The organism is Nonomuraea roseola (genome assembly GCF_039535395.1).
In the GTDB taxonomy this organism is placed as follows: domain Bacteria; phylum Actinomycetota; class Actinomycetes; order Streptosporangiales; family Streptosporangiaceae; genus Nonomuraea; species Nonomuraea roseola.
Window position 1 is genome coordinate 13,652 of sequence record NZ_BAAAXC010000010.1, and the last position, 22,778, is coordinate 36,429.

20 protein-coding genes and 1 other RNA gene are annotated in these 22,778 nt (G+C 71.3%); 10 read left to right on the forward strand and 11 right to left on the reverse strand.

What is annotated here, in order from left to right:
- Positions 1-6: 6 nt before the first annotated feature.
- On the reverse strand, positions 7-1,362 hold the full coding sequence (locus ABFX55_RS11065) for a sensor histidine kinase (RefSeq protein ID WP_346120152.1): 1,356 nt from the start codon (positions 1,360-1,362) through the stop codon (positions 7-9).
- 3 nt (positions 1,363-1,365) lie between these two features.
- Positions 1,366-2,706, reverse strand: coding sequence for a sensor histidine kinase (locus ABFX55_RS11070; protein WP_346120153.1), 1,341 nt, complete (start codon positions 2,704-2,706; stop codon positions 1,366-1,368).
- Positions 2,707-2,854: 148 nt separating this feature from the next.
- On the opposite strand from ABFX55_RS11070, the gene ABFX55_RS11075 reads away from it, so the two are divergent.
- Genes ABFX55_RS11075 through ABFX55_RS11085 form a run of 3 tightly spaced genes read left to right on the forward strand, consistent with a single transcriptional unit; the run spans position 2,855 to position 6,455 of the window.
- Positions 2,855-3,985, forward strand: coding sequence for an acyl-CoA dehydrogenase family protein (locus ABFX55_RS11075; RefSeq protein ID WP_346120155.1), 1,131 nt, complete (start codon positions 2,855-2,857; stop codon positions 3,983-3,985).
- The gene (locus ABFX55_RS11080; RefSeq protein WP_346120157.1) at positions 3,982-5,028 is read left to right on the forward strand and encodes an acyl-CoA dehydrogenase family protein; all 1,047 of its coding nucleotides are present in this window, start codon (positions 3,982-3,984) and stop codon (positions 5,026-5,028) included. Before ABFX55_RS11075 ends, ABFX55_RS11080 begins: the two co-directional genes overlap by 4 nt.
- Positions 5,028-6,455, forward strand: coding sequence for an AMP-binding protein (locus ABFX55_RS11085; protein WP_346120159.1), 1,428 nt, complete (start codon positions 5,028-5,030; stop codon positions 6,453-6,455). The genes ABFX55_RS11080 and ABFX55_RS11085 overlap by 1 nt, the downstream gene beginning before the upstream one ends.
- Here the strand turns inward: ABFX55_RS11085 and ABFX55_RS11090 are convergent.
- Positions 6,397-7,380 (reverse strand): carboxymuconolactone decarboxylase family protein, encoded by a 984-nt coding sequence (locus tag ABFX55_RS11090; protein ID WP_346120161.1) that lies wholly within the window; start codon positions 7,378-7,380, stop codon positions 6,397-6,399. The two genes, ABFX55_RS11085 and ABFX55_RS11090, sit on opposite strands and share 59 nt — an antisense overlap.
- Before the next feature lie 98 nt (positions 7,381-7,478).
- On the opposite strand from ABFX55_RS11090, the gene ABFX55_RS11095 reads away from it, so the two are divergent.
- Positions 7,479-8,585, forward strand: a complete 1,107-nt coding sequence (locus tag ABFX55_RS11095) for a sensor histidine kinase (protein ID WP_346120162.1) — start codon at positions 7,479-7,481, stop codon at positions 8,583-8,585.
- Positions 8,582-9,280 carry a response regulator gene (locus tag ABFX55_RS11100; RefSeq protein ID WP_346120164.1) on the forward strand — a complete coding sequence of 233 codons (699 nt, stop codon included), beginning with the start codon at positions 8,582-8,584 and terminating at the stop codon, positions 9,278-9,280. Before ABFX55_RS11095 ends, ABFX55_RS11100 begins: the two co-directional genes overlap by 4 nt.
- Here the strand turns inward: ABFX55_RS11100 and ABFX55_RS11105 are convergent.
- The 8 genes from ABFX55_RS11105 to ABFX55_RS11140 are packed head-to-tail and all read right to left on the reverse strand — an operon-like array spanning position 9,205 to position 18,933.
- Positions 9,205-10,320, reverse strand: a complete 1,116-nt coding sequence (locus tag ABFX55_RS11105; protein WP_346120166.1) for a C45 family autoproteolytic acyltransferase/hydrolase — start codon at positions 10,318-10,320, stop codon at positions 9,205-9,207. The two genes, ABFX55_RS11100 and ABFX55_RS11105, sit on opposite strands and share 76 nt — an antisense overlap.
- Positions 10,321-10,354: 34 nt before the next feature.
- A complete protein-coding gene (locus tag ABFX55_RS11110; RefSeq protein ID WP_346120167.1) occupies positions 10,355-11,305 on the reverse strand; it encodes a helix-turn-helix transcriptional regulator in 951 nt (316 codons plus the stop codon).
- A 16-nt stretch (positions 11,306-11,321) separates the two neighbouring features.
- Positions 11,322-13,133, reverse strand: a complete 1,812-nt coding sequence (locus ABFX55_RS11115; RefSeq protein WP_346120169.1) for a zinc-binding dehydrogenase — start codon at positions 13,131-13,133, stop codon at positions 11,322-11,324.
- Positions 13,134-13,175: 42 nt separating this feature from the next.
- Entirely contained in the window at positions 13,176-14,600 is a 1,425-nt protein-coding gene (locus tag ABFX55_RS11120) for an Nramp family divalent metal transporter (RefSeq protein WP_346120171.1), read from the reverse strand.
- A 9-nt stretch (positions 14,601-14,609) separates the two neighbouring features.
- A complete protein-coding gene (locus ABFX55_RS11125) occupies positions 14,610-15,356 on the reverse strand; it encodes a GNAT family N-acetyltransferase (RefSeq protein WP_346120173.1) in 747 nt (248 codons plus the stop codon).
- Positions 15,357-15,404: 48 nt separating this feature from the next.
- The gene (locus ABFX55_RS11130) at positions 15,405-16,502 is read right to left on the reverse strand and encodes a M20/M25/M40 family metallo-hydrolase (RefSeq protein ID WP_346120175.1); all 1,098 of its coding nucleotides are present in this window, start codon (positions 16,500-16,502) and stop codon (positions 15,405-15,407) included.
- The gene (locus ABFX55_RS11135; protein ID WP_346120177.1) at positions 16,499-17,503 is read right to left on the reverse strand and encodes a dipeptidase; all 1,005 of its coding nucleotides are present in this window, start codon (positions 17,501-17,503) and stop codon (positions 16,499-16,501) included. Before ABFX55_RS11135 ends, ABFX55_RS11130 begins: the two co-directional genes overlap by 4 nt.
- Positions 17,500-18,933 carry a flavin-containing monooxygenase gene (locus ABFX55_RS11140; protein WP_346120179.1) on the reverse strand — a complete coding sequence of 478 codons (1,434 nt, stop codon included), beginning with the start codon at positions 18,931-18,933 and terminating at the stop codon, positions 17,500-17,502. The genes ABFX55_RS11135 and ABFX55_RS11140 overlap by 4 nt, the downstream gene beginning before the upstream one ends.
- Positions 18,934-19,016: 83 nt before the next feature.
- Between ABFX55_RS11140 and ABFX55_RS11145 the strand changes: the two genes are divergently transcribed.
- The 5 genes from ABFX55_RS11145 to ABFX55_RS11165 all read left to right on the forward strand — a co-directional run bounded on the left by ABFX55_RS11145 (position 19,017) and on the right by ABFX55_RS11165 (position 22,753).
- Positions 19,017-19,814, forward strand: coding sequence for a Nif3-like dinuclear metal center hexameric protein (locus tag ABFX55_RS11145; RefSeq protein WP_346120180.1), 798 nt, complete (start codon positions 19,017-19,019; stop codon positions 19,812-19,814).
- A gap of 2 nt (positions 19,815-19,816) precedes the next feature.
- Positions 19,817-20,557, forward strand: a complete 741-nt coding sequence (locus tag ABFX55_RS11150) for a zinc ribbon domain-containing protein (protein ID WP_346120181.1) — start codon at positions 19,817-19,819, stop codon at positions 20,555-20,557.
- A 38-nt stretch (positions 20,558-20,595) separates the two neighbouring features.
- Positions 20,596-21,909 (forward strand): bifunctional RNase H/acid phosphatase, encoded by a 1,314-nt coding sequence (locus ABFX55_RS11155; protein WP_346120182.1) that lies wholly within the window; start codon positions 20,596-20,598, stop codon positions 21,907-21,909.
- A 189-nt stretch (positions 21,910-22,098) separates the two neighbouring features.
- An RNA gene (rnpB, locus tag ABFX55_RS11160) (RNase P RNA component class A) lies at positions 22,099-22,496 on the forward strand.
- Positions 22,497-22,564: 68 nt separating this feature from the next.
- The gene (locus ABFX55_RS11165; protein ID WP_346120183.1) at positions 22,565-22,753 is read left to right on the forward strand and encodes a hypothetical protein; all 189 of its coding nucleotides are present in this window, start codon (positions 22,565-22,567) and stop codon (positions 22,751-22,753) included.
- Positions 22,754-22,778: the final 25 nt, after the last annotated feature.

Genomic DNA, 22,778 nt, shown 5'->3' on the forward strand with positions numbered 1-22,778 from the left:
ACTGTATTACCCGTGGTAACCGTTGCGCAGAGGGAGATGTAGGACAAAGCGGGCGCCTGAGGGCGAGTCCTCGATGGTCAGCGTGCCGCCGTGCGCCTGAGCGATCTCGCGGGCGATCGGCAGGCCGAGTCCCGTGCCTCCCGCGTCGCGGTTGCGCGAGGCGTCGAGCCTGGTGAAGCGGTGGAAGACGATCTCCCGCTGGTCGGGCGCGATCCCCGCGCCGTCGTCCTGCACCTCGAGCAGCGCCTGCTCGCCCCGCTGGCCCACCGCGACCGTCACCCGCGACTCGGCGTGCCGTTCGGCGTTGTCGAGCAGGTTGGTCAGCAGCCTGGCCAGCCTGAGCCTGTCGCCGGTCACCACGACGCCTGGCCGCAGATCGCGGACGATCTCCTTGCCCCTCGGCCGCCGGTCCAGCTCCTCTCCCACCAGTTCGCCCAGGTCGACGGCCTCCTTCGCGCCGGGCGCCCCCGAGTCGAGCCTGGAGAGCGTGAGCAGGTCGCCGACGATCGCCTGCAGCCTGTCGATGCTGCCCAGCAGCGCCTTGCTGGTGTGGTCCCAGTTGGCCTCCTCGGGATGGAGCCTGGCCTCCTCCACCTGGGCCCGCATCGCGGTGATCGGGCTGCGCAGGTCGTGGGAGGCGTCGGAGGCGAACCTGCGCTGCTGCTCGACCGCCGCCTCCAGCCCGTCGAGGGTCTGGTTGATCGTGTCGGCCAGGTCGGAGATCTCGTCGCGGTGGCGCGAGGGGGGCACCCTGCGGCCCAGGTCGGTCGCGGTGATCTCGGCGAGCTCCTCCTTGATCGTCCGCACCGGTGCCAGGGCTCTGCGCACGGTCATCGAGGCGCCCCCCGCCGCCAGCGCGGTCAGCAGCAGGACGGTCAGCGCCGCGCCCAGGATGTAGAGCGGATGGACGTACCAGGGGACGACGGGGACGTAGGAGTAGACCGTCCAGTAGGCCCCCTCCACCCTGACCCTGTGGGCCACGGTGATCAGGCAGTGCTCGCCGGGCACCTGGTCGGTGCAGATGACGGTGTCGACTCTGCCGTCGTCACCCGTCGGCGTGATGCGGGTCAGCGGCGGCTTGTTCAGCAGGCGGGCGCTCGCCTGCCTGATCCTGCCCCGCTCGTCCGTCACCTGGATCAGCTCCACCTCCTCGGTGGGAACCACCGGCGACAGGGAGGGGGCGTAACTCTCCACGGCGAAGGTGGTCCTGCGCCCGGCCGCCGCGGCCTGCTCGAGGCGGTAGTCGGTCAGCACCAGGTGCGCGAGCAGGGTGATCACCACCACGGCGACCAGACAGCCCGCCAGGGCGGTGAGACCGGCCAGCAACGTCAGCCTGCGCCGGACCGACCACGTGGTCAGCATCTGTCACCCGTCCTTCGCCGGCAGCCGCAGCACGAATCGCGCGCCCGAGTCGGAGTCGGCGATCGTCAGCGTGCCGCCGTGGTGGCGGGCGATCTCGCGGGCGATCGGCAGGCCGAGGCCGGTGCCGCCCGCGTCGCGGTTGCGCGAGGCGTCGAGCCTGGCGAACCTGCGGAAGACGAACTCCCGCTGGCCCGGCGCGATGCCCGCGCCGTCGTCGAGCACCTCGAGGACCGCCTCGCAGCCCTCTCTCATCACGGTGACGCTCACCAGCGAGTCGGCGTGCCGTTCGGCGTTGTCCAGCAGGTTCGTGAGCAGCCTGGCCAGCCGCAACCTGTCGCCGTCCACGACGGCGGGGCAGAGGTCGGTCTTGACCTTCTTGCTGCGCGGACGCTCGGCCAGTTCGGCGCGGACCACCTCCGACAGGTCGACCCTGCTGCAGGCCTGCGGCGCGCCGGCGTCGAGCCTGGCCAGCGTGAGCAGGTCCGTCACGATCGCCTGGAGCCGGTCGAGGCTGGCCAGCAGCGCCCGTCCGGTCTGTTCCCAGTCGGCGTCGAGCGGGTGCAGCATCGCCTCCTCGACCTGGGTCCGCATCGCGGTGATGGGGCTGCGCAGGTCGTGGGAGGCGTCGGAGGCGAACCTGCGCTGCTGCTCGACGGCCGCCTCCAGCCGGTCGAGCGTCCTGTTGGCGGTCTTGGCCAGCGCGTGGAGCTCGTCGGGGTTGGACGGCACGGGCACCCGCTGCCCGAGGTCCGTCGCGGTGATCTCGTCCAGCTTCGCCCTGATCGCCTCGACGGGCGCGAGCGTCCTCGCGACCGTACGGGAGGTCCCGAACCAGGTCAGCCCGATGAGCAGCAGTGTCATCCCGGTCAGGAAGGCCAGCATGAGCGGGTGGACGTACCAGGGGACGGTGTCGTCGTAGGCGTACACCATCCAGTCGCCGTCCTGCTCGTAGACCCTGAAGACGGCCACGATCTGGCACTCGTGGCCGAACTCGGGCACCCCGCACACCGTCTGGGTGCGGCTGGCGTTGTCGGGGTCGGGGATGAGGGAGAGCAGCCGCGGCCGCCCTTCGAGGTTCGCCGAGGCGGCGACCACCTCGCCGCCGGTGTTGAGCACCTGGACGCCCGCGGCGTCCGTGATCACGATGTCGGGCAGGTCGCCCCGTTTGATCAGGTGGACCACGCGGAGCGCGGCGCTGACGATCTCGTTGGTCCTGTAGTCGACGGCCGCGCCGTGCACGCCGTACAGGACCATCGCGCTGACGGCGAGGCAGAGCAGGGTGACGCCGGCTGTCGCCATCAGCGCCAGCCGCCCCCGCACAGACCCCGCGTAGCGTGCGATCAAGCCTCTCCCCCCGGTAATCAGAGGATCACACTAGGTGGCCACGACTCTAATTAACGGAGATTCATCAATAAATCCGGACAAATCTCTGCTCTATGCGGGGGCCGGGCGACTGATTAGAGTAAGTGAGCACTGATACCGAGGAGACCATGTGAACCTTGACGAGTATCGGAGCGCGGCCAGGGTCTGGCTGGCCGCCAACGCGGACCGGACCGATGACGCGAGAGAGTTCATGGCCAGGCTCTACGACGCCGGGTACTCCGGCATCACCTGGCCGAAGAGGTGGGGCGGGCAGGGCCTGACCCAGGCCGAGGAGCGCGCCTTCGCCGCCGAGGCCCGCGACCACGCCCTTCCCACCTACATCTTCTCGATCGGCCTCGGGATGTGCGGTCCCACGCTGCTCGACAGGGGCACCGACGCCCAGCGCGAGCGGTTCGTCAGGCCGCTGCTGCGCGGCGAGGAGGTCTGGTGCCAGCTGTTCTCCGAGCCGGGCGCGGGCAGCGACGTGGCCAGCCTGCAGACGCGCGCCGTGCGCGACGGCGACGGCTGGGTGGTCAACGGGCAGAAGGTCTGGACCTCCGTCGCCCAGCACGCCGACTGGGGGCTGCTGCTCACCAGGACCGACGTCGACGTGCCCAAGCACAAGGGCCTGACGATGTTCGTCGTCGACATGCACCACCCGGGCGTCACGGTCAGGCCGCTCAAGGACATGACAGGACGCTCCCACTTCAACGAGATCTTCTTCGACGACGTGACGATCCCCGACGAGCACCGCGTCGGCGAGGTCAACGACGGCTGGGGCGTCGCGGTGACGACGCTGCTGCACGAGCGGCTGTCGATCTCGGCGGGTGTCGGGATGGGCGGCGGCGCCGACTGGCTGGCCAGGCTGCGCGAGGCCGTCGACACCGGTGACCCGCTCGTCCGCGACCAGCTCGTCGAGCTGCACATCCGCTCCCGCGCGCTGTCGCTGTTCAACCAGCGCCTGTCCCAGGAGACCAGGGCGGGCCTCTTCCCCGGCGCGAGGGGGAGCGCGGCCAAGCTGCTGCTGGCCGAGCTGACCCTCTACACCGCCGACCTGGCCACCAGCCTCGTCGGCCCCGAGTCGGTGGTCGACGAGGAGCTCTCCCACGCGATCTCGCTGGCCCCCGCCATGGCCCTCGGCGGCGGCACCAACGAGATCATGCGCAACATCATCGGCGAGCGCGTGCTCAACCTGCCACCCGAGCCGAGGGTGGACAAGACCGTGCCGTTCAAGGACCTGAAGGTGGGGACGCAGCAGTGAAGCTCGTACTCGGCCAGGACCAGCAGGAGCTGCGCGCCACCGTCAGGTCCTTCCTCGCCGGCCTCTCGCCGCGCGAAGGACACCGGCCCGAGGTCTACGCGCGCCTCAACGGGGAGCTCGGCCTGTCCGGTCTGATCATCCCCGAGGAGTACGGCGGAGCGGGCGCCGGCCTCACCGAGCTCGCTGTCGTCCTGGAGGAGACCGGCGCCGCGCTGCTGCCCGGACCTTTCCTGGCCAACGCGCTGGCCGCGCTCACCCTGACCCAGGTGCCCGACAAGGAGCTGCTCACCGCCGTCGCCGAGGGCCGTCTGACGGCCACGGTCGCCCCGCTGCCCGGCGGGAGCGACCTCGTGACCGCATCCCGCGACGGCGAGGCGCTGGTCGACGGCAGGCTGGCCCAGGTCGTCAACGCCGCGGAGGCCGACGTCCTGCTCGCCCCCGTCACCCGTCACGACGGCGTCGCGCTGGTGGCGATCGACCTGGCAGGCGAGGGCGTGACCCGCACCCCGCTGACCACGCTCGACCTGACCAGGAGCCAGGCCGAGGTCGTGCTCGAGGGGGCGCGCGGCAGGGTGCTCGGCTCGCCGACCGACGGCATCGTCCTGGAGCGGGCGTGGAACCTGTTCTCCGTCGCCCTGGCCGCCGAGCAGCTGGGCGTCATGCGGGCGAGCCTCGAGGCCATCGTCGGCTACGCCAAGATCCGCGTCGCCTTCGGCCGCTACATCGGCTCCTACCAGGGCGTCAAGCACAAGCTGGCCGACATGCACTGCAAGCTCGAACAGGCCGAGTCGATCGTCAGGTACGCCGCGTGGGCCGCCGACGAGTCGCCGGGCGAGCTGCCGGAGGCCGCCGCCCTGGCCCAGGCCTACGTGGGCAGGGCCTGCTTCGAGGTGGCCCGCGACCACCTGCTGCTGCACGGCGGCATCGGTTTCACCTGGGAGCACGACGCGCATCTGTACTACAAGCGGGCCAAGGCCGACGAGGTGCTGCTCGGCCCGCCCCGTACCCACCGTGAGCGGCTGGCCGACCTGCTGGAGCTGTGATGAACGGGTTCTACGAGATAGCGCGGTCCGACCCCGGCCGTCTGGCCGTGGCCGAGCCCGCGACCACCTACGGAGAGCTGCTCGCCCGCGTCAACCAGGTCTCCCACGGGCTGCGCGCCAGGGGCCTGGCCCAGGGCGACGTGGTGGCGGGCGTGCTGCGCAACGGCGTCGAGCAGGTCGTCATGCTCATGGCCACCGGCCAGCTCGGCCTCTACTACGTGCCGGTCAACTGGCACCTCACCCAGCCCGAGATCGACTACATCGTCGGCGACTGCGACGCCAGAGTGGTCGTCACAGGACCCGAGGACGTGGCCGCGCTCGCCGAAGGACAGCAGGACACCGCGCCCGACGGCCGCACTGCCGGCGCGGTCATGTGGTACACCTCCGGCACCACCGGCTTCCCCAAGGGCGTGCAGCGCCCGCTGCCGGGCGCCGAGCCCGAGGCCATCGTGCCGCTCTACGTCTGGTTCCTCGGCGAGGTGTGCGACCTGCGTCCCGAGCCGGGCGTGCACCTGGTCACCTCGCCGATGTACCACTCGGCGCCGTGCGCCCACACGCAGTTCGCGCTGCACCTGGGCCACACGCTGGTGATCGCGCCGCGCTTCGAGCCCGAGCCGATCCTCGCCCTGATCGAGAAGTACAGGGTCACCAACGCGATGATGGTGCCCACGATGTTCCACCGGATGCTGCTGCTTCCCCCCGAGGTCAGGAAGCGCTACGACCTGTCGTCGATCAGGCAGGTGGTCCACACGGCCGCCGCCTGCCCCGTCGCGGTCAAGCAGGCGATCATGGACTGGTGGGGGCCCGTGCTCTACGAGTACTACGGCTCCACCGAGTCGACCATCGCCTTCTCCGTCAAACCGCACGACTGGCTGGCCAGGCCTGGCACGGTCGGCAGGCCGGCCCCCACCTTCGAGGCCAAGATCCTCGACGAGAACGGCATGGAGCTGCCGCCGGGCGAGCCGGGCATGATCTACGTCAAGTCGGGTCTCGGCACCTTCGAGTACCGCAAGGACCCGGTCAAGACCGCCTCCAGCATGCGCGGCGAGTGGTACGCCCCTGGCGACATCGGCTTCCTCGACAAGGACGGCTTCCTGTTCCTGTGCGACAGGCGCACCGACCTGATCATCTCCGGCGGGGTCAACATCTACCCGGCCGAGATCGAGGCCGCCCTCCTGGAGCACCCCTTCGTGGCCGACGTCGCGGTCATCGGCGTGCCCGACCAGGAGTGGGGGCACAACGTGGTGGCGCTGGTGCAGCCGCACGCGCAGGTCACGGCGCAGGACCTGCTGGCCCACCTCGAACCGCGGCTGGCCAGGTTCAAGCATCCCAAGGTGATCGAGTTCCGCGACGAGCTGCCCCGCACGCCTACGGGGAAGCTGTCGCGTTCGAAGGTGCGGGAGCAGTACCTGGCCGCGAAGGGGTGATCGCCCGCTCCACGTGCTCCACGGCCGCGAAGGCGCCGAAGGCCAGCAGCCGCACCAGCTCCGCGTCGGTCACCGGCCAGGCCGCCACCTCCCTCTCGGTGATCAGGTACGGCGCCAGCGCCGCCAGCAGCGCCAGCCTGGTCGCGGGCCGCTCCCGCTCGGGCAGGGCCGCCAGAGGTCCTTCGAGCCACCTGTTCCCTGGCGGCGGGTGCCCGGCGTCGTGCTCGCCGACGGCCGCGCGGACGACCTGCCTCGCCGTCCTGCTCAGCGCCTCGCCCGTGGCGGCGGCGCGCAGGGCGGCGTAGGCCGGGCCGACGGGCGAGCCCTCGGCCCACGACGGCGCGCAGCCCCGGGGGATCAGCGTGAGGGACAGGCCTGGCACGCGGCGCCGCCTCAGGGTGCGCGACATCGCCCTGCCCGCCGCCCGCCGGACGAAGGGGGAGGAGTCCATCCCCCAGGGAAGGAGGTTCTCGCCCACCAGCGCGGAGGCCATCCTGTTGACGAAGTGGAAGGCCAGCGCGGTTCCCACCTGATCGACGGGCAGGTCGGCGGCGCGCTCGCGCCGCGCCCAGTCCAGCAGCAGGGCATGGCGCGGCTCGGCGGGCCGTTCGCCGCGCGCGATCGCCTCGCCGAGCGCGTGCTCGCCCATGCCGTGCAGGAAGACGGTGTGCGCGTCGACGCAGAACGGGCACCTGTTGGCCACGGAGACGCCCAGCGCGATGACCTCCTTGTCCGTCCTGCGCGAGGGGCCTGCCAGCAGCGACTCCCTCAGCAGCGCCCACGTGGCGGCCAGCACCTCGGGGGCGGGGGACACGGCCGTGAACAGCTCGCCGACGAAGCCGAACTCGGCCTTCACCTGCGCGTAGACCTGCCCTGCCAGGCCGGTGCGGACGTTCTTGCCCACGGGGGTGACGAATCGAGTCATGGGTCAACAGTGGGCTCTGCCCCCTGCGCTGTCGTCGCTCAGCGGAAGTACTCCCTGTGTATGACGTCTGTGCACATATATCCGTCTATCGTGCGGGTATGAGGTTTGATCGGGATCTGCTGCTGGCCGCCGTCGTCGCGGCGGGGCAGGTCGGAACGGAGATTCTGCTCTCCCCTGGGCTGACCGCGCTCGACTACGCGCTCCTGCTCGGCGGCACCCTGGTGCTCGCCCTCAGGCGGCGCTTCCCCGTCGTCGTGCTGGCCGTGACCGTCGCCTGCATGCTCGCCTACACCGTGCGCATGCAGCCGGGCGCCGTGGCGACCTTCCCCGTGCTCATCGCCGTCTACACCACCGTCAGGCAGGGCAAGCACCCCGCCGCGCTGGCGGGAGTCGTGCTCTTCCTGGCCGGCATGTTCGCCTTCGGGCACGACGCCGCCGCGGGACTGTCGCCCAGGTCGGCGATCGAGAGCAGGGTGCTGGTCGTCGGCTGGCTCGTCGCGGCCGCGGTCATCGGCGAGGCCACCCGCGCGTGGAGCGCCTACCTGGAGCAGGTCGAGCAGCGCGCCGCCGAGGCCGAGCGGACCCGCGAGGAGACCGCGCTGCGCAGGGCGGGCGAGGAGCGGCTGCGCATCGCCCGTGAGCTGCACGACTCGCTCACGCACAGCATCTCCATCATCAAGGTGCAGGCGGGCGTCGCCGCGCACCTGGCGCGCAAGCGCGGCGAGGAGGTGCCTGCCTCGCTGACCGCCATCCAGGAGGCAGGGGCCGACGCGATGCGGGAGCTGCGCGCCACGCTCGAGGTGCTGCGCTCGGACGAGGGCAGCGGCCTGGAGCAGGTGCCCGAGCTGGTGAACAGGGCCCGCGCGGCGGGACTTCCCGCGAAGGTCGAGGTGAGCGGCTCGCCCAGGCCGGTGCCCGCCGAGGTGGACAGGGCCGCCTACCGCATCGTCCAGGAGGCGCTCACCAACGTCAGCAGGCACGCGGGCCCCGCCTCCGCCTCGGTCCGCATCGGCTACCTGCCGGGAGAGGTGATCGTGCAGATCGACGACGACGGCGCCGCCGTCCCGGACGAGGGACACCAGCCTGGAATCGGGCTGACCGGCATGCGCGAGCGCGTCACGGCGCTCGGCGGCAGGCTGCGCGCCGAGGCCCGCCCCGAGGGCGGCTTCACCGTCAGGGCCGAGCTGCCGGTGGTCCACTCGTGATCCGGGTGCTGCTCGCCGACGACCAGGCGCTGATCAGAGGCGGCTTCAGGGCGCTGCTGGAGGCCGAGGACGACCTGGAGGTGGTCGGCGAGGCCGCCGACGGCAGCCAGGCGGTCGAGCTGGCCGTACGGCACCGGCCCGACGTCGCGCTCCTCGACATCCAGATGCCCGTCATGGACGGCATCGAGGCCACCAGGCGCATCGTCGCCGACGAGCGCCTGACGGGCGTGCACGTGGTGATGCTGACGAACTTCGGCGTCGACGAGTACGTCCTCGACGCCCTGCGCGCGGGCGCGGCCGGCTTCCTGCTGAAGGACACCGAGCCCGCCGACCTGCTGTCCGGGATCAGGGTCGCGGCCAGGGGCGACGCGCTGCTGTCCCCGACGATCACGCGCAGGCTGATGGACGAGTTCGTGCTCCAGGCGCCCGCGGCAGAGGTGGCCGACCTCTCCCCGCTCACCAACCGCGAGCGAGAGGTGCTGGCGCTGGTCGGACGCGGGATGTCCAACGACGAGATCGCCACGCGTATGGTGATCAGCCCGTTCACCGCCAAGACCCACGTCAGCAGGGCGATGGTGAAGCTGGGCGCGAGGGACCGCGCCCAGCTGGTCGTGCTCGCCTACGAGTCAGGCCTGGTCTCGAAGCGCAGCTCACCGGTGAACCGGGTGCCGCCCTCAGGGGTGTCGCCCAGGTAGAAGCGGGCGGTCATCGTGCGCTCGTGGGTGTCGAGCACGGTCGTCCACGTGGTCCGCCACATCTTGTCGGCCCCCGCCGCGACCTCGCCGAGCGCGTCCGACAGGCGCGAGGGCGACAGCGGCGCGTCCTTGGCCCGCTCGAACAGCGTCCGCTGCCTGCCGAAGGTGTCCATGGTGGTCTCGTCGTCGGCGGGCAGCGCCATCGGGTCGGGATGGCGGCGCAGCGGATGGTTGGTCACGCACAGCGGTGCGTCCCCCGCGTCGACGATGTGCTCGCTCTCCCAGACGAACGCCTTGCCCGAGGCGTCGGCGATCAGGTAGTGCAGCGGCATCCCGTGGTCGTAGTGCTTGGTCAGCAGCAGCGCCTGCTTGGCCTGCTCCACGTTCTCGCAGGTGTCGAGGACGAACCTGGGCAGCTGGACCGAGCTCAGGCCGACCTGGGGCGCGAACGACGACGGGGGCGCCGCGGCGCCGACGTCCGCGATCAGCAGCACGACCGCGAGGCCCGCCTCGTTGACGCCGTCCATGGCCCCGTCGAGGTCGTTCATCGTGATGACGGTCGAGGCGAGGCCGTCCTCGGGGGCCGTGGTGATCACATAGGGGCGGGAGGCCATGGGCAGCTCGCCGGGCAGGGGCGCGCCGCCCATGATCTCGCTGGTGGTCGCGGTGAAGAAGTCGTAGTTGCGGGCGATCCTGCCGCGCCCGTCGGTCGAGGCGGACGGCGGGCACCACAGCGCCGAGCAGCCCGAACCGAAGGGCAGCACCGACAGCCCGTCGAGGCAGAGGTCGTCACGGTCAGGGTCGAGGCCGAAGGTCGCCGCCACCCCGTCGAGCCGCTCGAGATGCTGCGGCCAGTGGCGCTCGAACCAGGCCATGCGCGCCCTGGTGACGGTCACGTCGGCCGACTGCGGGGCCCAGCCGAACCGGTCGCGCATCTCCTCGGCCAGGGCCCTGCCGATGTCGAACTGGCTGCCGCCCACGCTGAGGTGTCTGACGAGCTGGAAGTCGTTCTCGCCGCCGGCGATCTGTGTGATGGTCATGCCCCGAGCGTCGGCGGGGCCGCTGACCGTCGGCCTACCGGTCGCTGACCGCCCTGCGGTAGCGCTCTGACAGTCCTCGCACCACCTCGGCCAGCTCCGGCGGGTCGAGCACCTCGAAGTCGACGCCGAGCGCGCCGATCCACACCGCGATGCCGTTGAGGTCGTCGCCGCCGACGTGCGCGACGCAGGTGTGCTCGTCGACAGGTTCGAAGTCCATGCCGGTCGGCAGGCCGCTCATCCGCTCGGCGGGCGCGTGCAGCAGCACCCTGGCCCTGTAGCGCCACATCGCGGTGTTCACCCCGCGTTCGACGTGCTCGGCCACGTCGAACGGCAGCTCGCGAGGGGCGAAGCGGGGACCGCCCGGCGTGCGCGGGCTGATCCTGTCGACCCTGAACGTCCGCCAGTCGCGCCGCTCGACGTCCCATGCCACCAGGTACCAGCGCCCCCGCCTGTGCACCAGCCGGTACGGCTCGGCGTCGCGCGTGGTGACCGAGCCGTCGTGCCCCGTGTAGTCGAAGCGCAGCCGCTCGTGGTCGCGCGCGGCGTTGGCGATCGTCGTCAGCACCTCGGGCGGCACCGAGGGGGCGGCGCCGGGGATCTGCACAGTGTAGGCGTTGAGCGCGCTGACCCTGCGCCGCAGCTTGACCGGCAGCACCTGCTCCAGCTTGGCCAGCGCCCGCACCGAGCTCTCCTCGATGCCCGCCACGCCGCCGCCGGCCGCCCTGCCGAGGCCGACCGCGACGGCCACCGCCTCCTCGTCGTCGAGCAGGAGCGGCGGCAGCGCCGCCCCCGCGCCGAGACGGTAGCCGCCCGCCACTCCGGGCGTGGCGTGCACCGGGTAACCGAGGCTGCGCAGCCGCTCCACGTCGTTGCGCACGGTCCGGGTGCTCACGCCGAGCCGGTCGGCCAGCTCGGGCCCCGACCAGTCCTTGTGCGCCTGGAGGAGGGAGAGCAGCTTGAGCAGGCGGGCCGAGGTTTCGAGCATGTTCCCAGTGTGCCGCCTATCGCGGAAGGCCTGCTTCCGTGATCACCACGATCTTCCCCAGAAGGTGGCCGTGCTCGCTCAGCCGGTGCGCGTCGGCGGCCCGCTCCAGGGGGAAGGTCCTGGCGATGGGCATGCGCACGGCCCCGCCGTCCACGACCTCCCCGACGACGGACGGGCCGCTCGGGCCGCTCGAGCCGCTGGAGAACAGGACCCCGTGCTCGCCCGCTGAGGGGTCGGCGATCGTGACCACCTTGGCGGGGTCGCCGGTGAGCCTGACCGAGTCGGCCAGGACGCCCCTGCCGGAGGCGTCCAGCACCGCGTCGACGGGGCCCGTGCGCTCGGCCCAGCCCTCGCCGTAGGTCACGGGGGTCACGCCCAGCTCGCGGAGGAACGTGTGGTGACCCTCGCTGGCCGTGCCGACGACCTCGATCCCGCGCGAGAGCGCCAGCTGCGCGGCGACCAGGCCGACGCCTCCGGCCACCGCGTGGACCAGCAGCCGCTGCCCCCGCTCGACGCCGAGCTCGGCCAGCGTCCTCACGGCGGTCTCGGCGGCCACCGGGAGCGCGGCGGCCTCCTCGAACGACAGCCGTTCGGGCTTGGCCAGCAGCTCGGCGGCCTCGATCAGCACGTGGTCTGCCAGCCCGCCGGTAGCGACCCTGCCGAAGACGGGCTGCCCGACGCTCCAGCCCTCGACGCCCTCGCCGAGCGCGTCGACGGTGCCGGAGACCTCGAGGCCCGTGCCCGCGGGCTCCTCCAGCGGGACGACCATGAAGCCTCTGCGGAACTTCCAGTCGATGGCGTTGACCCCCGCCGCCCTCACCGCGATCCTGACCTGGCCGGGGCCGGGCGAGGGAATGGGCACCTCGTCGACGCTGAGCACGTCGGTCTCGCCGAACTCCCTGTAGCGGACGGCTCGTGACCTCGCCAGCAGGACCGCCTTGCCGACCAGCGCGCGCGACTCGATCGCGGCGTGCGCCTCCGCCGCCCTGTCCAGCGGTACGGCCAGCCCGATCGTCGGCGTGATGCCCGCGTGAAGGGCCCGCTCCGCCAGGGCCCTGAACCGCTCGGGCGTGAACTGGACCTGCTCCATGCCGATGACGGTGATGCCGCGCGCCGCCGCGAGCTCGGGATCGACGGCGGCGGGAGAGCCCTCCATGACGCCGTAGGCGAACAGGCGCCCGCCGGGGGCGGTCAGCTTGAACGCCCGGGCGCCCATCTCGCCGCCCACGCCGTCGAAGACCACGTCGTAGGCGCCCTTGGGCTCGGTGTGCGCCGCGCCGAGCCGTTCGGCCCGCTGCCTCTTGGTCACGGCGGTGGCGGAGGCGGTGACCTCGGCGCCCGCCGCCGCGGCCAGCTCGACCAGCACCAGACCGAGCCCGCCGCCCGCGCCGGTCACCAGCACCCGTGAGCCGGGCTTCAGTTCGGCCGCCTCGATCAGGCTCATCGCGGCCGCCCCGACCTGGAGCAACGCCGCCGCCTCTGGGAAGCCGAGCTCGTCAGGCAGCGCGATCAGCCCGTCCACGTCGGCCAGCGCCTGCTCGGCGTAGCCGCCGGAGACCCTCGCGGCCACCCGCCGCCCCACCCACGAGGGGTCGACGCCCTCGCCCGCCGACAGCACGCGCCCTGCCACCCCAGTTCCCGGCACGAACGGCGGCCGCGCGCCCGACCACTCGGCGCCCCATCCGGTGCGCAACTGCGCCTCGACCGACAGCACGTCGGCCGCCGCCACACCCACCACGACCTGACCAGGCCCCGCCGCCAGATCGTCGGCCTCCCGCGCCCGAAGGACCTCGGGACCGCCGAAACTCGTCGCCTCCACGATTCTCATGCAGGTCAGTCTGGTTCCTCAAGTGGACTTGAGGTCAAGCGGTCAGCCCAGGAGCTTCTGCGCCTGCTGGATGAGGGTCAGCACGGTCAGCGAGCCGAAGAAGGCCACCGACCAGATCAGCGCCGCCAGCCGGTAGGAGCGCACCTTGATCGGCCCCGGCAGCGCCCGCCTGTTGAGCACGATGAGCAGGATCGAGTAGACGAACATCATCACGGCGGCGAAGCTGGCCGACATCACCAGCAGGATCAGCGGCTGGTCGAAGCCCGCCAGCAGGATCGTGATGCCGACCAGCGTCATCGCCCAGACGACGACGAAGTAGACCCTGTTCACCGAGATCGAGCGATCACGCAGGTAGACGGTCTTGAGCACGTCCGAGGCGAGCCTGCTGGTGTAGTCGACGATGCCCATCGCCGAGGCGAACAGCGACAGCGCCCCGATGACCCAGAACAGCACGCCGAACCACGGGCCCACGGTGTCGCGCAGCGCCTCGCCCTCGACCTTCAGGAAGGCGATGCTGTTGGCCAGCCCCGGCTGACCGAAGACGGTGGAGTAGGCCAGCATCGACATCAGCGCGATCGTCACGAACGACACGACGGCGAAGGTCGAGCCCTGCTCGATGTTGGCGAAGCGCCACCAGGCCCGCCACCTGGCGAGATTCTCCTTCGTCGGGGAGAACTGGAAGCCGGTGGAGGAGACCGCCTCCTCCTGACCGGTGACCGGGCTGACCAGGCGCGGCACGTAGGCGCCCATGCCCAGGCCCTTGTCGCGGATCCAGTTGCTCTGGCACAGGTTCTGCCCGCCGCCCGCGCCCGCGTAAGCGATGGCGCCCATCAGCAGCGCGAACTCCAGCGGCGGAACGGGCAGGGCCGCGTCGACGGTGAGACCCCTGCCCAGCGCCACCCACGCGTCGGCGTTGATCGCGAACAGGACGGCCACCACGATCAGGATGAGCACCAGCCCGATCTTGACGAAGATCACCCGCTCCAGCGCGATGTAGATGACGGGGGCCAGTGTCAGGCCCAGCGCGATCACCACCAGCATGCCGATCGCGATGTAGCGGACGGTCCCCTGCCCGCTGCCGGTCAGGTACGTCACCATCGTCGCCGACGTGGTCACCCAGCCGGGCCACAGGTTCGACAGCAGCGTCATGAGGACGAAGATCGCGCCCCAGTGCTTCCAGAAGCGGCTGAAACCGGTCAGCGCGGTCTCGCCGGTGGCCAGCGTGTAGCGCTCGATCTCCATGTTGAGGAACCACTGGGTCACGATGCCCACCAGCGCGCCCCAGATGAAGATCAGGCCGACCTGTGAGGCGATGTAGGGCCAGAGGATGAACTCTCCGCTCGCCAGCCCGACGCCGGCGCCCACCAGCCCCGGGCCGATGAGCCGCCACCGAGAGGTCGGCGCGTCTGGCAGGTCTCTGACGGTGACGGGGGGCAGGACGCGATGTGGAACCGTCGGCGTGAACACAGCCGGGGTCTACCCGGCTGACACGACATAGTCACCCTTTTTGGTAAAGCCCGTCACCTGTCCGCCGCCCGCCATCAAACCGCCCAGCACCTCGCGCATCGCGTACCTCCACGCCCTGCCCGCCCCCGGATCCCTCCTCCGCAGTGTCTCGATGTCGGAGGGCGTGCCGACCAGCACGACGGGCCCGTGCGCGGGCCCCCTCACCGGGCCTCCTTCCACCTCTACCAGAGCCGCCACCCCCTCGTCAGGTCGCCGCGCCACGACCTCCTCCTTGAGCAGCCACTCGACCACCAGGCGGTCGGACTCGTCGCCCTCGTTGATGGCGTCGGCCATCCGGCCGTAGAAGTTCTCCACGTACTCGAAGGGGCGCGCGCCGAGCTTGGCGATGTTGAAGTAGGCGTTGCGACGGACCAGCGGGTCGTAGGTCCAGGTGATGCGGTCGATGCCGCGCTCCAGGCACCACCGCCGCTGGTGCGACTTCAACGCGTGACCGACGCCCCTGCCGGGGACGGCTCCCGTGACGTGGGAGTGCAGGCTGTTGCCCGAGGCGAGCAGGCCCACACAGGCGCCGACCAGCTCGCCGTCCTCGTAGGCTCCCGCGACGTAGCCGCCCGCGTGCGAGAAGACCCGCATCAGCTCGACGGTGACGGGCGGGTTGGCGGGGTCGGGGTGCCAGATCGCGTCGAACAGCCTGTGCACGTCGGCGAACTCGCCTATCTCGTGCAGCTCCCGCACCGTCACCCGGACTTCCCTCACGCTCAGAAATTTATCCGAGCCCGCCCCCGCCGTCAGCGAAGGGCCTGGTCAGGATGCCAGCACGGAGGTGATCAGCGCCCGCAGCAGCGCCGCCCTACCGGGCATCTCCGCCACGATCACGTGCTCGTGGTCGGCGTGCGCGCCGCCGCCCACGGCTCCGAGCCCGTCCAGCGTCGCCACCCCGATGCCCGCGGTGAAGTTCCCGTCGGAGGCCCCGCCGACCGAGGCCTGCGCCAGCGCGCCGAGCCCCAGCCCCGCCGCGAGCCCCTGGGCCAGCCTGAACAGCTCCGCCGACATGGCCGCCTCCATGGGCGGGCGGTTCGGCCCTCCGTTGACCTCCAGCCTCGTCCCCCGCACCTGGGGCGACAGGGCGCGCATCAGCGTGTCGACCCTGGACTGCGCGGCCAGCGTCGGCACCCGCACGTCCACTCCCACCCGCGCGAGCGCCGGCACGGTGTTGAGCGTGGTGCCTCCCGCCAGGACGGTCGGCGTCACCGTGGTGCCGCCGGTGCCGGGGGAGTCCGTGGAGTCGGCCAGCGCCGCCATGCCGGCGATGGTGAGGATCTGGTGGGCCAGCTCGACGCCCGCGTTGGCGCCGTTCCACGGTTCGAGCCCCGCGTGCGCGGCCTTGCCGTACACCGTGACCGTGTAGTCGGAGGTGCCCTTGCGCGCGGTCTTGAGCGCGCCGCCGTCCGCGCTGCCCTCCAGCACGAACGCGGCCGACAGGCCGCGCGCGCACTCCTCGATCAGCGCGCGCGAGGTGGTCGAGCCGACCTCCTCGTCGCCGGTGACCAGCACGCAGATCCCGTCGAGGTCGCCGAGCCCGGCGAGGGCGTGGAACAGCTGCACCAGCCCCGCCTTCATGTCGAAGACGCCAGGGCCCTTCGCGACGCCGTCGATCACCGACCACGGGTGGGTGGCGAGCGTGCCGATCGGCCAGACGGTGTCGTGGTGACCGAGCAGCAGCACCCGCGGGGTGCCGAAGCTCCAGCGCAGGTGCGTGACGCCGTCGACCACGATCGTCTCGGGCGGGGCGCCGAGGTGGCGGGCGCCCATCGCGGCCACCACCTTGGCGCTGCGCGCCACCGCCGCGAGGTCGCTGGAGAAGGACTCGCAGGTGACCAGTTCCTCGAGGTCGTCGATCATGCCAGCGCCTTTCCGAACAGGCGGTGCACGTTGCCGCCGAGGATCTTCCGCACGTCCGCCTCGGGCAGCCCGCGCGCCAGCAGCCCCTCGCCCACCAGCGGCAGGCCGCCCGGACCCTCCAGGCCGGGTATCACCGCGCGGTTGTCGATACCGCTGGAGCTGACGCCCTCGCAGCACGGGGGCGTCAGGTCGCGCAGGACCTCGTCCATGAAGTCGGGGCCGAGCCCCACGTGGTCGATGCCGGCCACGCCCGCGATGTGCTCGATGTGGTCGAGCAGGTGGTCGAGGGTGGCCTCACGGGCGTTCTCGGTGAGGAAGGCGGCCAGGAAGTTCACGCAGATCACCCCGCCCGTGCCCGCCACGCCCCTGATCTGGTCGTCGGTGAGGTTGCGGTGGTGGTCGCGCAGGGCTCTGGCCGAGGAGTGGGTGGCCATGACGGGCCTGGTGGCCAGCTCCAGCACGTGGGCGACGCCTGAGGCGCCGAGGTGGGAGACGTCGAACAGGATGCCGAGGCGTTCCATCTCCTTGAGCGCCTCGACGCCGTGGGAGGTGAGGCCGCTGCCGGTGGCGTCCTCGCCGCTGCCGTCGGCCAGCGGGGTGCGGCCCCAGTGGGCGATCGAGGCCACCCGGACGCCGAGGCGGTGCATGGTCGGGATCAGTTCCACGCTGGCGTCGATGCCGGGCATGCTCTCCATGGCCAGGACCAGCGCGATCCTGTCCTCGGCGAGGGCGGCGTCGATCTGGGCGGCGTCGAGGCAGAGCGCCACGGCGTCGGCGTTGCCCTCGGCGATGACGTGCGCGCACTCGATCATGCGCAGCGTCTGCCTGAGCGAGCCCTCGGGGCGGAACTGCGACTCGATGAACACCGGCAGCACCTGCAACGTGACCCCGCCCTGCCGTAGCTGGGGGAGCCAGCGGGAGCGGAAGAACTCCGCCCACAGCCCGGGCGCTCTCGCCGATACCGCCATGAGGAGATCGTTGTGCGTGTCAGCCACCATCATGCCGAAGACGTTAGCCGGTAGGCGGGCAGCGGCGGCAGAGCGGTCAGCCTGCGATAGAGGGTGGTCGGTCCAGGCCAGTTGTTGGTGACCCTCCCCTGCGCGGTCTTGTACCAGCTCTGGCAGCCGTTGCCCCACACCATCCGCTCCATGGCCGCCCCCAGCTGCCGGCGCCAGGCCGCCATCGCCTCGGGCCTGACCTCCATGGGCCCCCGCTCGGCGAGGTACGGCAGGCAGGCCATGACGTGGCGGACCTGGCACTCGATCATGAAGACGATGGAGTTGTGCCCGAGGTTGGTGTTCGGGCCGTAGAGCAGGAACAGGTTCGGGAAGTGCGGCACCGAGATGCCGAGATAGGCCTCGGCGCCGTCCTTCCACTCGTCGGAGAGCGTGCGCCCCTCTGCGCCGGTGAACTCGATCGGCTGCAGGAACTCCGTCGTGCGGAAGCCGGTGGCGTAGATGATCGTGTCGGCCTCTCTCAGGCCCTGCGAGGTCTCCACCCCCTTCGGGGTGATCCGGACGATCGGCTCGGTGACCACCTCGACGTTCGGCCTGGTGAGGGCGGGATAGAAGGAGCTGTCGATGACCACCCGCTTGCAGCCGACGGGGAAGGCCGGCGTCAGCTTGGCGCGCAGTGCGGGGTCGGCGACCTGCGCGTGGAGGTGTCCGAGTGCCCGCTTCCTCAGCAGGTTCGCGCTCCAGCCCCTGGCCAGAGCGGGGTGGAGGGTGCCCTCGGCGTACCGGTAGATCCACTCCCTGTAGACCCGCTGCAGGCCGGGGACCAGGTGTAACGCCAGCCTGGTGGCGGGGCCGAAGGCGGAGTCGGGCTTGGGGATGACCCAGTTGGGGGTGCGCTGGAAGACGTCAAGGCGCTCTGCCAGGGGCTGGATGCGGGGGATGAACTGCGCGGCCGACGACCCGTTGCCGATCACCGCGACGCGGCGGCCGGTGAGGTCGTGGTCGTGCTTCCAGCGGGCGCTGTGGAAGGAGACGCCGGCGAAGCTCTCCGTTCCCTGGATCTCGGGATAGGCGGGGCGGTTGAGCTGGCCCACGCTCGACACGACGGCGTCGAACCGCTCGGTGCCGTCGTCCGTCGTGACCTGCCAGTGGCGGCCGTCGAAGCGGGCCGACCGCACCTCGGTGTCGAACCTGATCTTCGGCCTGACGCCGTACTTGTCGGCGCACATGTCGAGATAGGCCAGGATCTCGGGTTGCTCCGGGTAGCGGCGCGTCCAGCTGGCGTACTTCTCGAAGGAGTAGGAGTACAGGTGGGAGGGGATGTCGCAGCCCGCGCCCGGATAGCTGTTGTCGCGCCAGGTGCCTCCGACGCCGCCCGCCTTCTCGAAGACGGTGTAGTCGGCGATGCCCGACAGTTCGAGCCGGATCGCCATGCACAGCCCGCCGAAGCCCGCACCGATGATCGCGACCCTCATGCGTCCTCCCAGATGTCAGGATCCACTTACGGTAGGCGGCGCACGTCCACGTGTCGAGGTGCGCGAGCCGGTAGTCTGCGCAGGTGACGCTGGCAGATGTGATCAACGTGCTCGAGGCCGCCTACCCGCCCTCCAGGGCCGAGTCGTGGGACGCCGTCGGCCTGGTCTGCGGCGATCCCGCCCAGGACGTGCACAAGGTGCTGTTCGCGGTCGATCCGGTGCCCGTCGTGGCCGAGGAGGCCCTCGACTGGGGCGCCGACCTGATCGTCGTCCACCATCCGCTCTACCTGCGCGGCACCACGAGCGTCGCCGCCACCACCTACAAGGGGCGGCTGATCCACGACCTGATCCGCAACGGCGTGGCCCTCTACACCGCCCACACCAACGCCGACGTCGCCAACCCGGGCGTCTCCGACGCGCTGGCCAGGGCGGTCGGGCTGACCGGCGACCTGGTGCCGCTCTCACCGCTGCCCGACGACCCGTGGCGCGGGCTCGGCAGGATCGGCTCGGTTCCCGAGATGACGCTCGGCGACTTCGCCAAGCAGGTCCTGGCGGGCCTGCCCGCCACCTCCTGGGGGGTGCGCGTCGCGGGCGAGCCGTCCAGGCCGGTCACGCGCGTGGCCGTCAGCGGCGGCGCGGGCGACTCCCTGCTCGGTACGGCGAGGGCCGCGGGCGTCGACGTCTTCCTCACCGCCGACCTGCGCCACCATCCGGCCAGCGAGTTCGTCGAGACCGGAGGGCCCGCGCTGATCGACGCCGCCCACTGGGCCACCGAATGGCCCTGGCTGCGCAGCGCGGCGTCCATCCTCACCTCCGGTGGCGTTAACGTTGAGACGCGCGTCTCCGCCACGGTCACCGATGCTTGGACAAAAGGATATTGATCATGAAAGCTGCCCCCGCCGCTCAGAAGCGACTCCTCGACCTGGCCGAGCTCGACTCCGTCCTCGACCGCCTGGCGCACCGCCGCCGCACCCTGCCTGAGCTGGCCGTGATCGACGAGCAGTCGAGGCAGTACGCCCAGCTGGCCACCCAGGCGATCGCCGCCGAGACCGAGGCGGGCGACCTGGCCCGCGAGCAGACCAAGGCCGAGAACGACGTCGACACCGTGCGCATCCGCGCCGAGCGCGACCAGAAGCGCCTCGACTCCGGCATGGTGACCTCGCCCAAGGACCTGTCCAGCCTGCAGTCCGAGATCGCCTCGCTGCACCGCCGCCAGGGCGACCTCGAGGAGGTCGTGCTGGAGATCATGGAACGTCGCGAGGCCGCCGACGCCAAGGTCAACGACCTGGTCGCCAAGCGCGACGAGCTCGCCACCACCCGCGCCGCCGCCGAGGACCGCCGCGACGCGGCCCTGGCCGAGATCGGCAAGGAGGCGGCCGACGCCGAGTCGCGCCGCTCCGACGTCGCCACCGAGATCCCCGCCGACCTGCTCGCTTTGTACGAGAAGCTGCGCGGTCAGTACGGCGTGGGCGCCGCCATGCTGCACGGCGGCCGGTGCATGGGCTGCAAGGTGTCGCTGTCGATCGCCGACATGAACCGGATCAAGACCGCTCCACACGACGAGGTGCTGCGCTGCGAGGAGTGCCGCCGCATCCTCGTCCGCACCCCCGAGTCCGGCATCTGACCCGCGCCTTCGCGCATCGACCTGTTCAAGGAGCGTCCATGAGCACGACCGCCTACCTCGTCGAGGCCGACGGCGGGTCGAGGGGCAACCCAGGGCCCGCGGGGTACGGGGCCGTGGTGATGGACGCCCGCGACCGTCAGGTCCTCGCCGAGGCGGCCGAGGCGATCGGCGTGGCGACCAACAACGTCGCCGAGTACAAGGGGCTGATCGCCGGGCTCGCCTCGGTGCTCGATCTCGCAGGCGAGGGCGCGGCGGTCGAGGTCAGGATGGACTCCAAGCTCGTCATCGAGCAGATGGCGGGGCGCTGGAAGATCAAGAACGAGGGGCTGCGTCCGCTCGCGATCGAGGCGCAGGCGCTGGTCAGGCGGTTGCGGGTGACGGGGTGGACGTGGATCCCCCGCGAGCGCAACAAGCACGCCGACCGGCTGGCGAACGAGGCGATGGACGCCGCCGCCAAGGGCCTGTCCTGGAAGGCGGGCGGCACCACCTCTGGCGTCTCCTCAAGTTCGGGCGGCGTCTCGCCGGGCCCCGGTTCGGGTGGCGTCTCGCCGGGTTCGGGCGGGGTCTCGCGGGGCTCGGGCGGCGACCTCCTGGATCGCGACGCTTCACCCGGCGAGACCTTCCCCACCGGCCGGCCGGTTGACGAGCAGACCGATCTGCTCGATCTGTCGGCGCCCTCGGCCTCCCTGGTCACCGCGCAGCGGACCAAGGGCAGCGGCTGGGGTCCCGCGACCAGGGTCGCCACCTCGCTCCTGCTCCTGCGCCACGGCGAGACCCCTCTCTCGGCGGAGCGCCGCTTCTCGGGGCTGGGCGACCCCGAGCTCACCCCCAACGGCCTGGCCCAGGCGGAGGCCGCCGCCCGCAGGCTGTCGGCTCCGCCGTACCGGCTGGATGTGGTGGTCAGCTCCCCGCTCAAGCGTGCCAGGCGGACGGCCGAGGCCGTCGCCGGGCTCGCCGGCCTCGACGTGGAGGTGGACGAAGAGCTCAGAGAGACCGATTTCGGCGCCTGGGAGGGTCACACCTTCACCGAGATCCAGCGCCGGTGGCCCGCCGAGCTCGCCGCGTGGCTGGCCGACCCGACCGCCGCACCGCCCCAGGGCGAGAGCTTCGCCGAGGTGGCGCGACGGGTGGAGGCCGCCAGAGACCGGCTGCTCGAACGCTACGAGGGCAGGACCGTCCTGGTCGTCTCCCACGTCACGCCGATCAAGACGCTGCTCAGGCTCGCCCTCATGGCCCCGCCCGAGGCGCTCTACCGCATGCACCTCGACCTGGCCTGCCTGTCGCTGATCGACTTCTACGCCGACGGTCCCGCCGTGGTGAAGTCCTTCAACGACATCTCGCACCTGCGCTGAAGCCTTCGTCGCTGCGCTCGGGCTGCGATCGGCGACCCCCTGGGGTGTGACCCGGTCGTGCGGGATGGGACAGGGCGCCCGCACGACCGGGCCTTCGCACCGTCCCCCTCAGACGATGACGTCCACCATCACACCGCGACGATCTTGTCGATGGTGGAGGCGGCTTGGGTTTGATACTCTCCCTGCAGACGAGCCGGCCGGGCGGCCGCGTCGGGCCCCTTCGGGGGCTCGCCGAGGAAGGTCCGGGCTCCACAGGGCAGGGTGGTCGGTAACGCCGACCCGGGGTGACCCGCGGGACAGTGCCACAGAGAGCAGACCGCCTTCCGGATTTTCCGGGAGGTAAGGGTGAAAGGGTGGTGTAAGAGACCACCAGCGCCCACGGTGACGTGGGCGGCTAGGTAAACCCCACCCGGAGCAAGGTCAAGAAGGGACGCTTCGCAAGAGGCGTCCCGCGCGCGACGTTCGAGGACTGCCCGTCCGAGCCGCGCGGGTAGACCGCTTGAGGCCGCCGGCAACGGCGGCCCTAGATGGATGGTCGCCCCTTCGTTCGCGAAGGACAGAACCCGGCCTACAGGCCGGCTCGTCTCCCATTTCTCCCTGACCATCTTTGGTAAGACCGAACGCTAGGTCTGGCGCACTGCAGGGTTGATGGATCATGAGCAGGAGGCGCTACGTCGCCAGGGGCATTCCCGGCGGCTACCGGATCTGGGACAACACAGCGCGCCGCTGGTGGGGTGACCTCTACGAGCTCTGCCCTGACGATCTGCTCGATGAGCTGGACGGCGCGCGTGACCACGACAGGATCACCGCCCTTCTCAAGCGCTACAGAGCCGTGAAGCGGTAGGTCAGCAGCTGGTCACGGGCCATCT

Excerpts from the sequence above, each read along its gene's own strand:
- ABFX55_RS11065 (WP_346120152.1), bottom strand. The coding sequence starts at position 1,362 with ATGCTGACCACGTGGTCGGTCCGGCGCAGGCTGACGTTGCTGGCCGGT.
- ABFX55_RS11085 (WP_346120159.1), top strand. The coding sequence starts at position 5,028 with ATGAACGGGTTCTACGAGATAGCGCGGTCCGACCCCGGCCGTCTGGCC.
- ABFX55_RS11090 (WP_346120161.1), bottom strand. The coding sequence starts at position 7,380 with ATGACTCGATTCGTCACCCCCGTGGGCAAGAACGTCCGCACCGGCCTG.
- ABFX55_RS11095 (WP_346120162.1), top strand. The coding sequence starts at position 7,479 with ATGAGGTTTGATCGGGATCTGCTGCTGGCCGCCGTCGTCGCGGCGGGG.
- ABFX55_RS11105 (WP_346120166.1), bottom strand. The coding sequence starts at position 10,320 with ATGACCATCACACAGATCGCCGGCGGCGAGAACGACTTCCAGCTCGTC.
- ABFX55_RS11110 (WP_346120167.1), bottom strand. The coding sequence starts at position 11,305 with ATGCTCGAAACCTCGGCCCGCCTGCTCAAGCTGCTCTCCCTCCTCCAG.
- ABFX55_RS11115 (WP_346120169.1), bottom strand. The coding sequence starts at position 13,133 with ATGAGAATCGTGGAGGCGACGAGTTTCGGCGGTCCCGAGGTCCTTCGG.
- ABFX55_RS11130 (WP_346120175.1), bottom strand. The coding sequence starts at position 16,502 with ATGATCGACGACCTCGAGGAACTGGTCACCTGCGAGTCCTTCTCCAGC.
- ABFX55_RS11135 (WP_346120177.1), bottom strand. The coding sequence starts at position 17,503 with ATGATGGTGGCTGACACGCACAACGATCTCCTCATGGCGGTATCGGCG.
- ABFX55_RS11140 (WP_346120179.1), bottom strand. The coding sequence starts at position 18,933 with ATGAGGGTCGCGATCATCGGTGCGGGCTTCGGCGGGCTGTGCATGGCG.
- ABFX55_RS11150 (WP_346120181.1), top strand. The coding sequence starts at position 19,817 with ATGAAAGCTGCCCCCGCCGCTCAGAAGCGACTCCTCGACCTGGCCGAG.
- ABFX55_RS11155 (WP_346120182.1), top strand. The coding sequence starts at position 20,596 with ATGAGCACGACCGCCTACCTCGTCGAGGCCGACGGCGGGTCGAGGGGC.
- ABFX55_RS11165 (WP_346120183.1), top strand. The coding sequence starts at position 22,565 with ATGAGCAGGAGGCGCTACGTCGCCAGGGGCATTCCCGGCGGCTACCGG.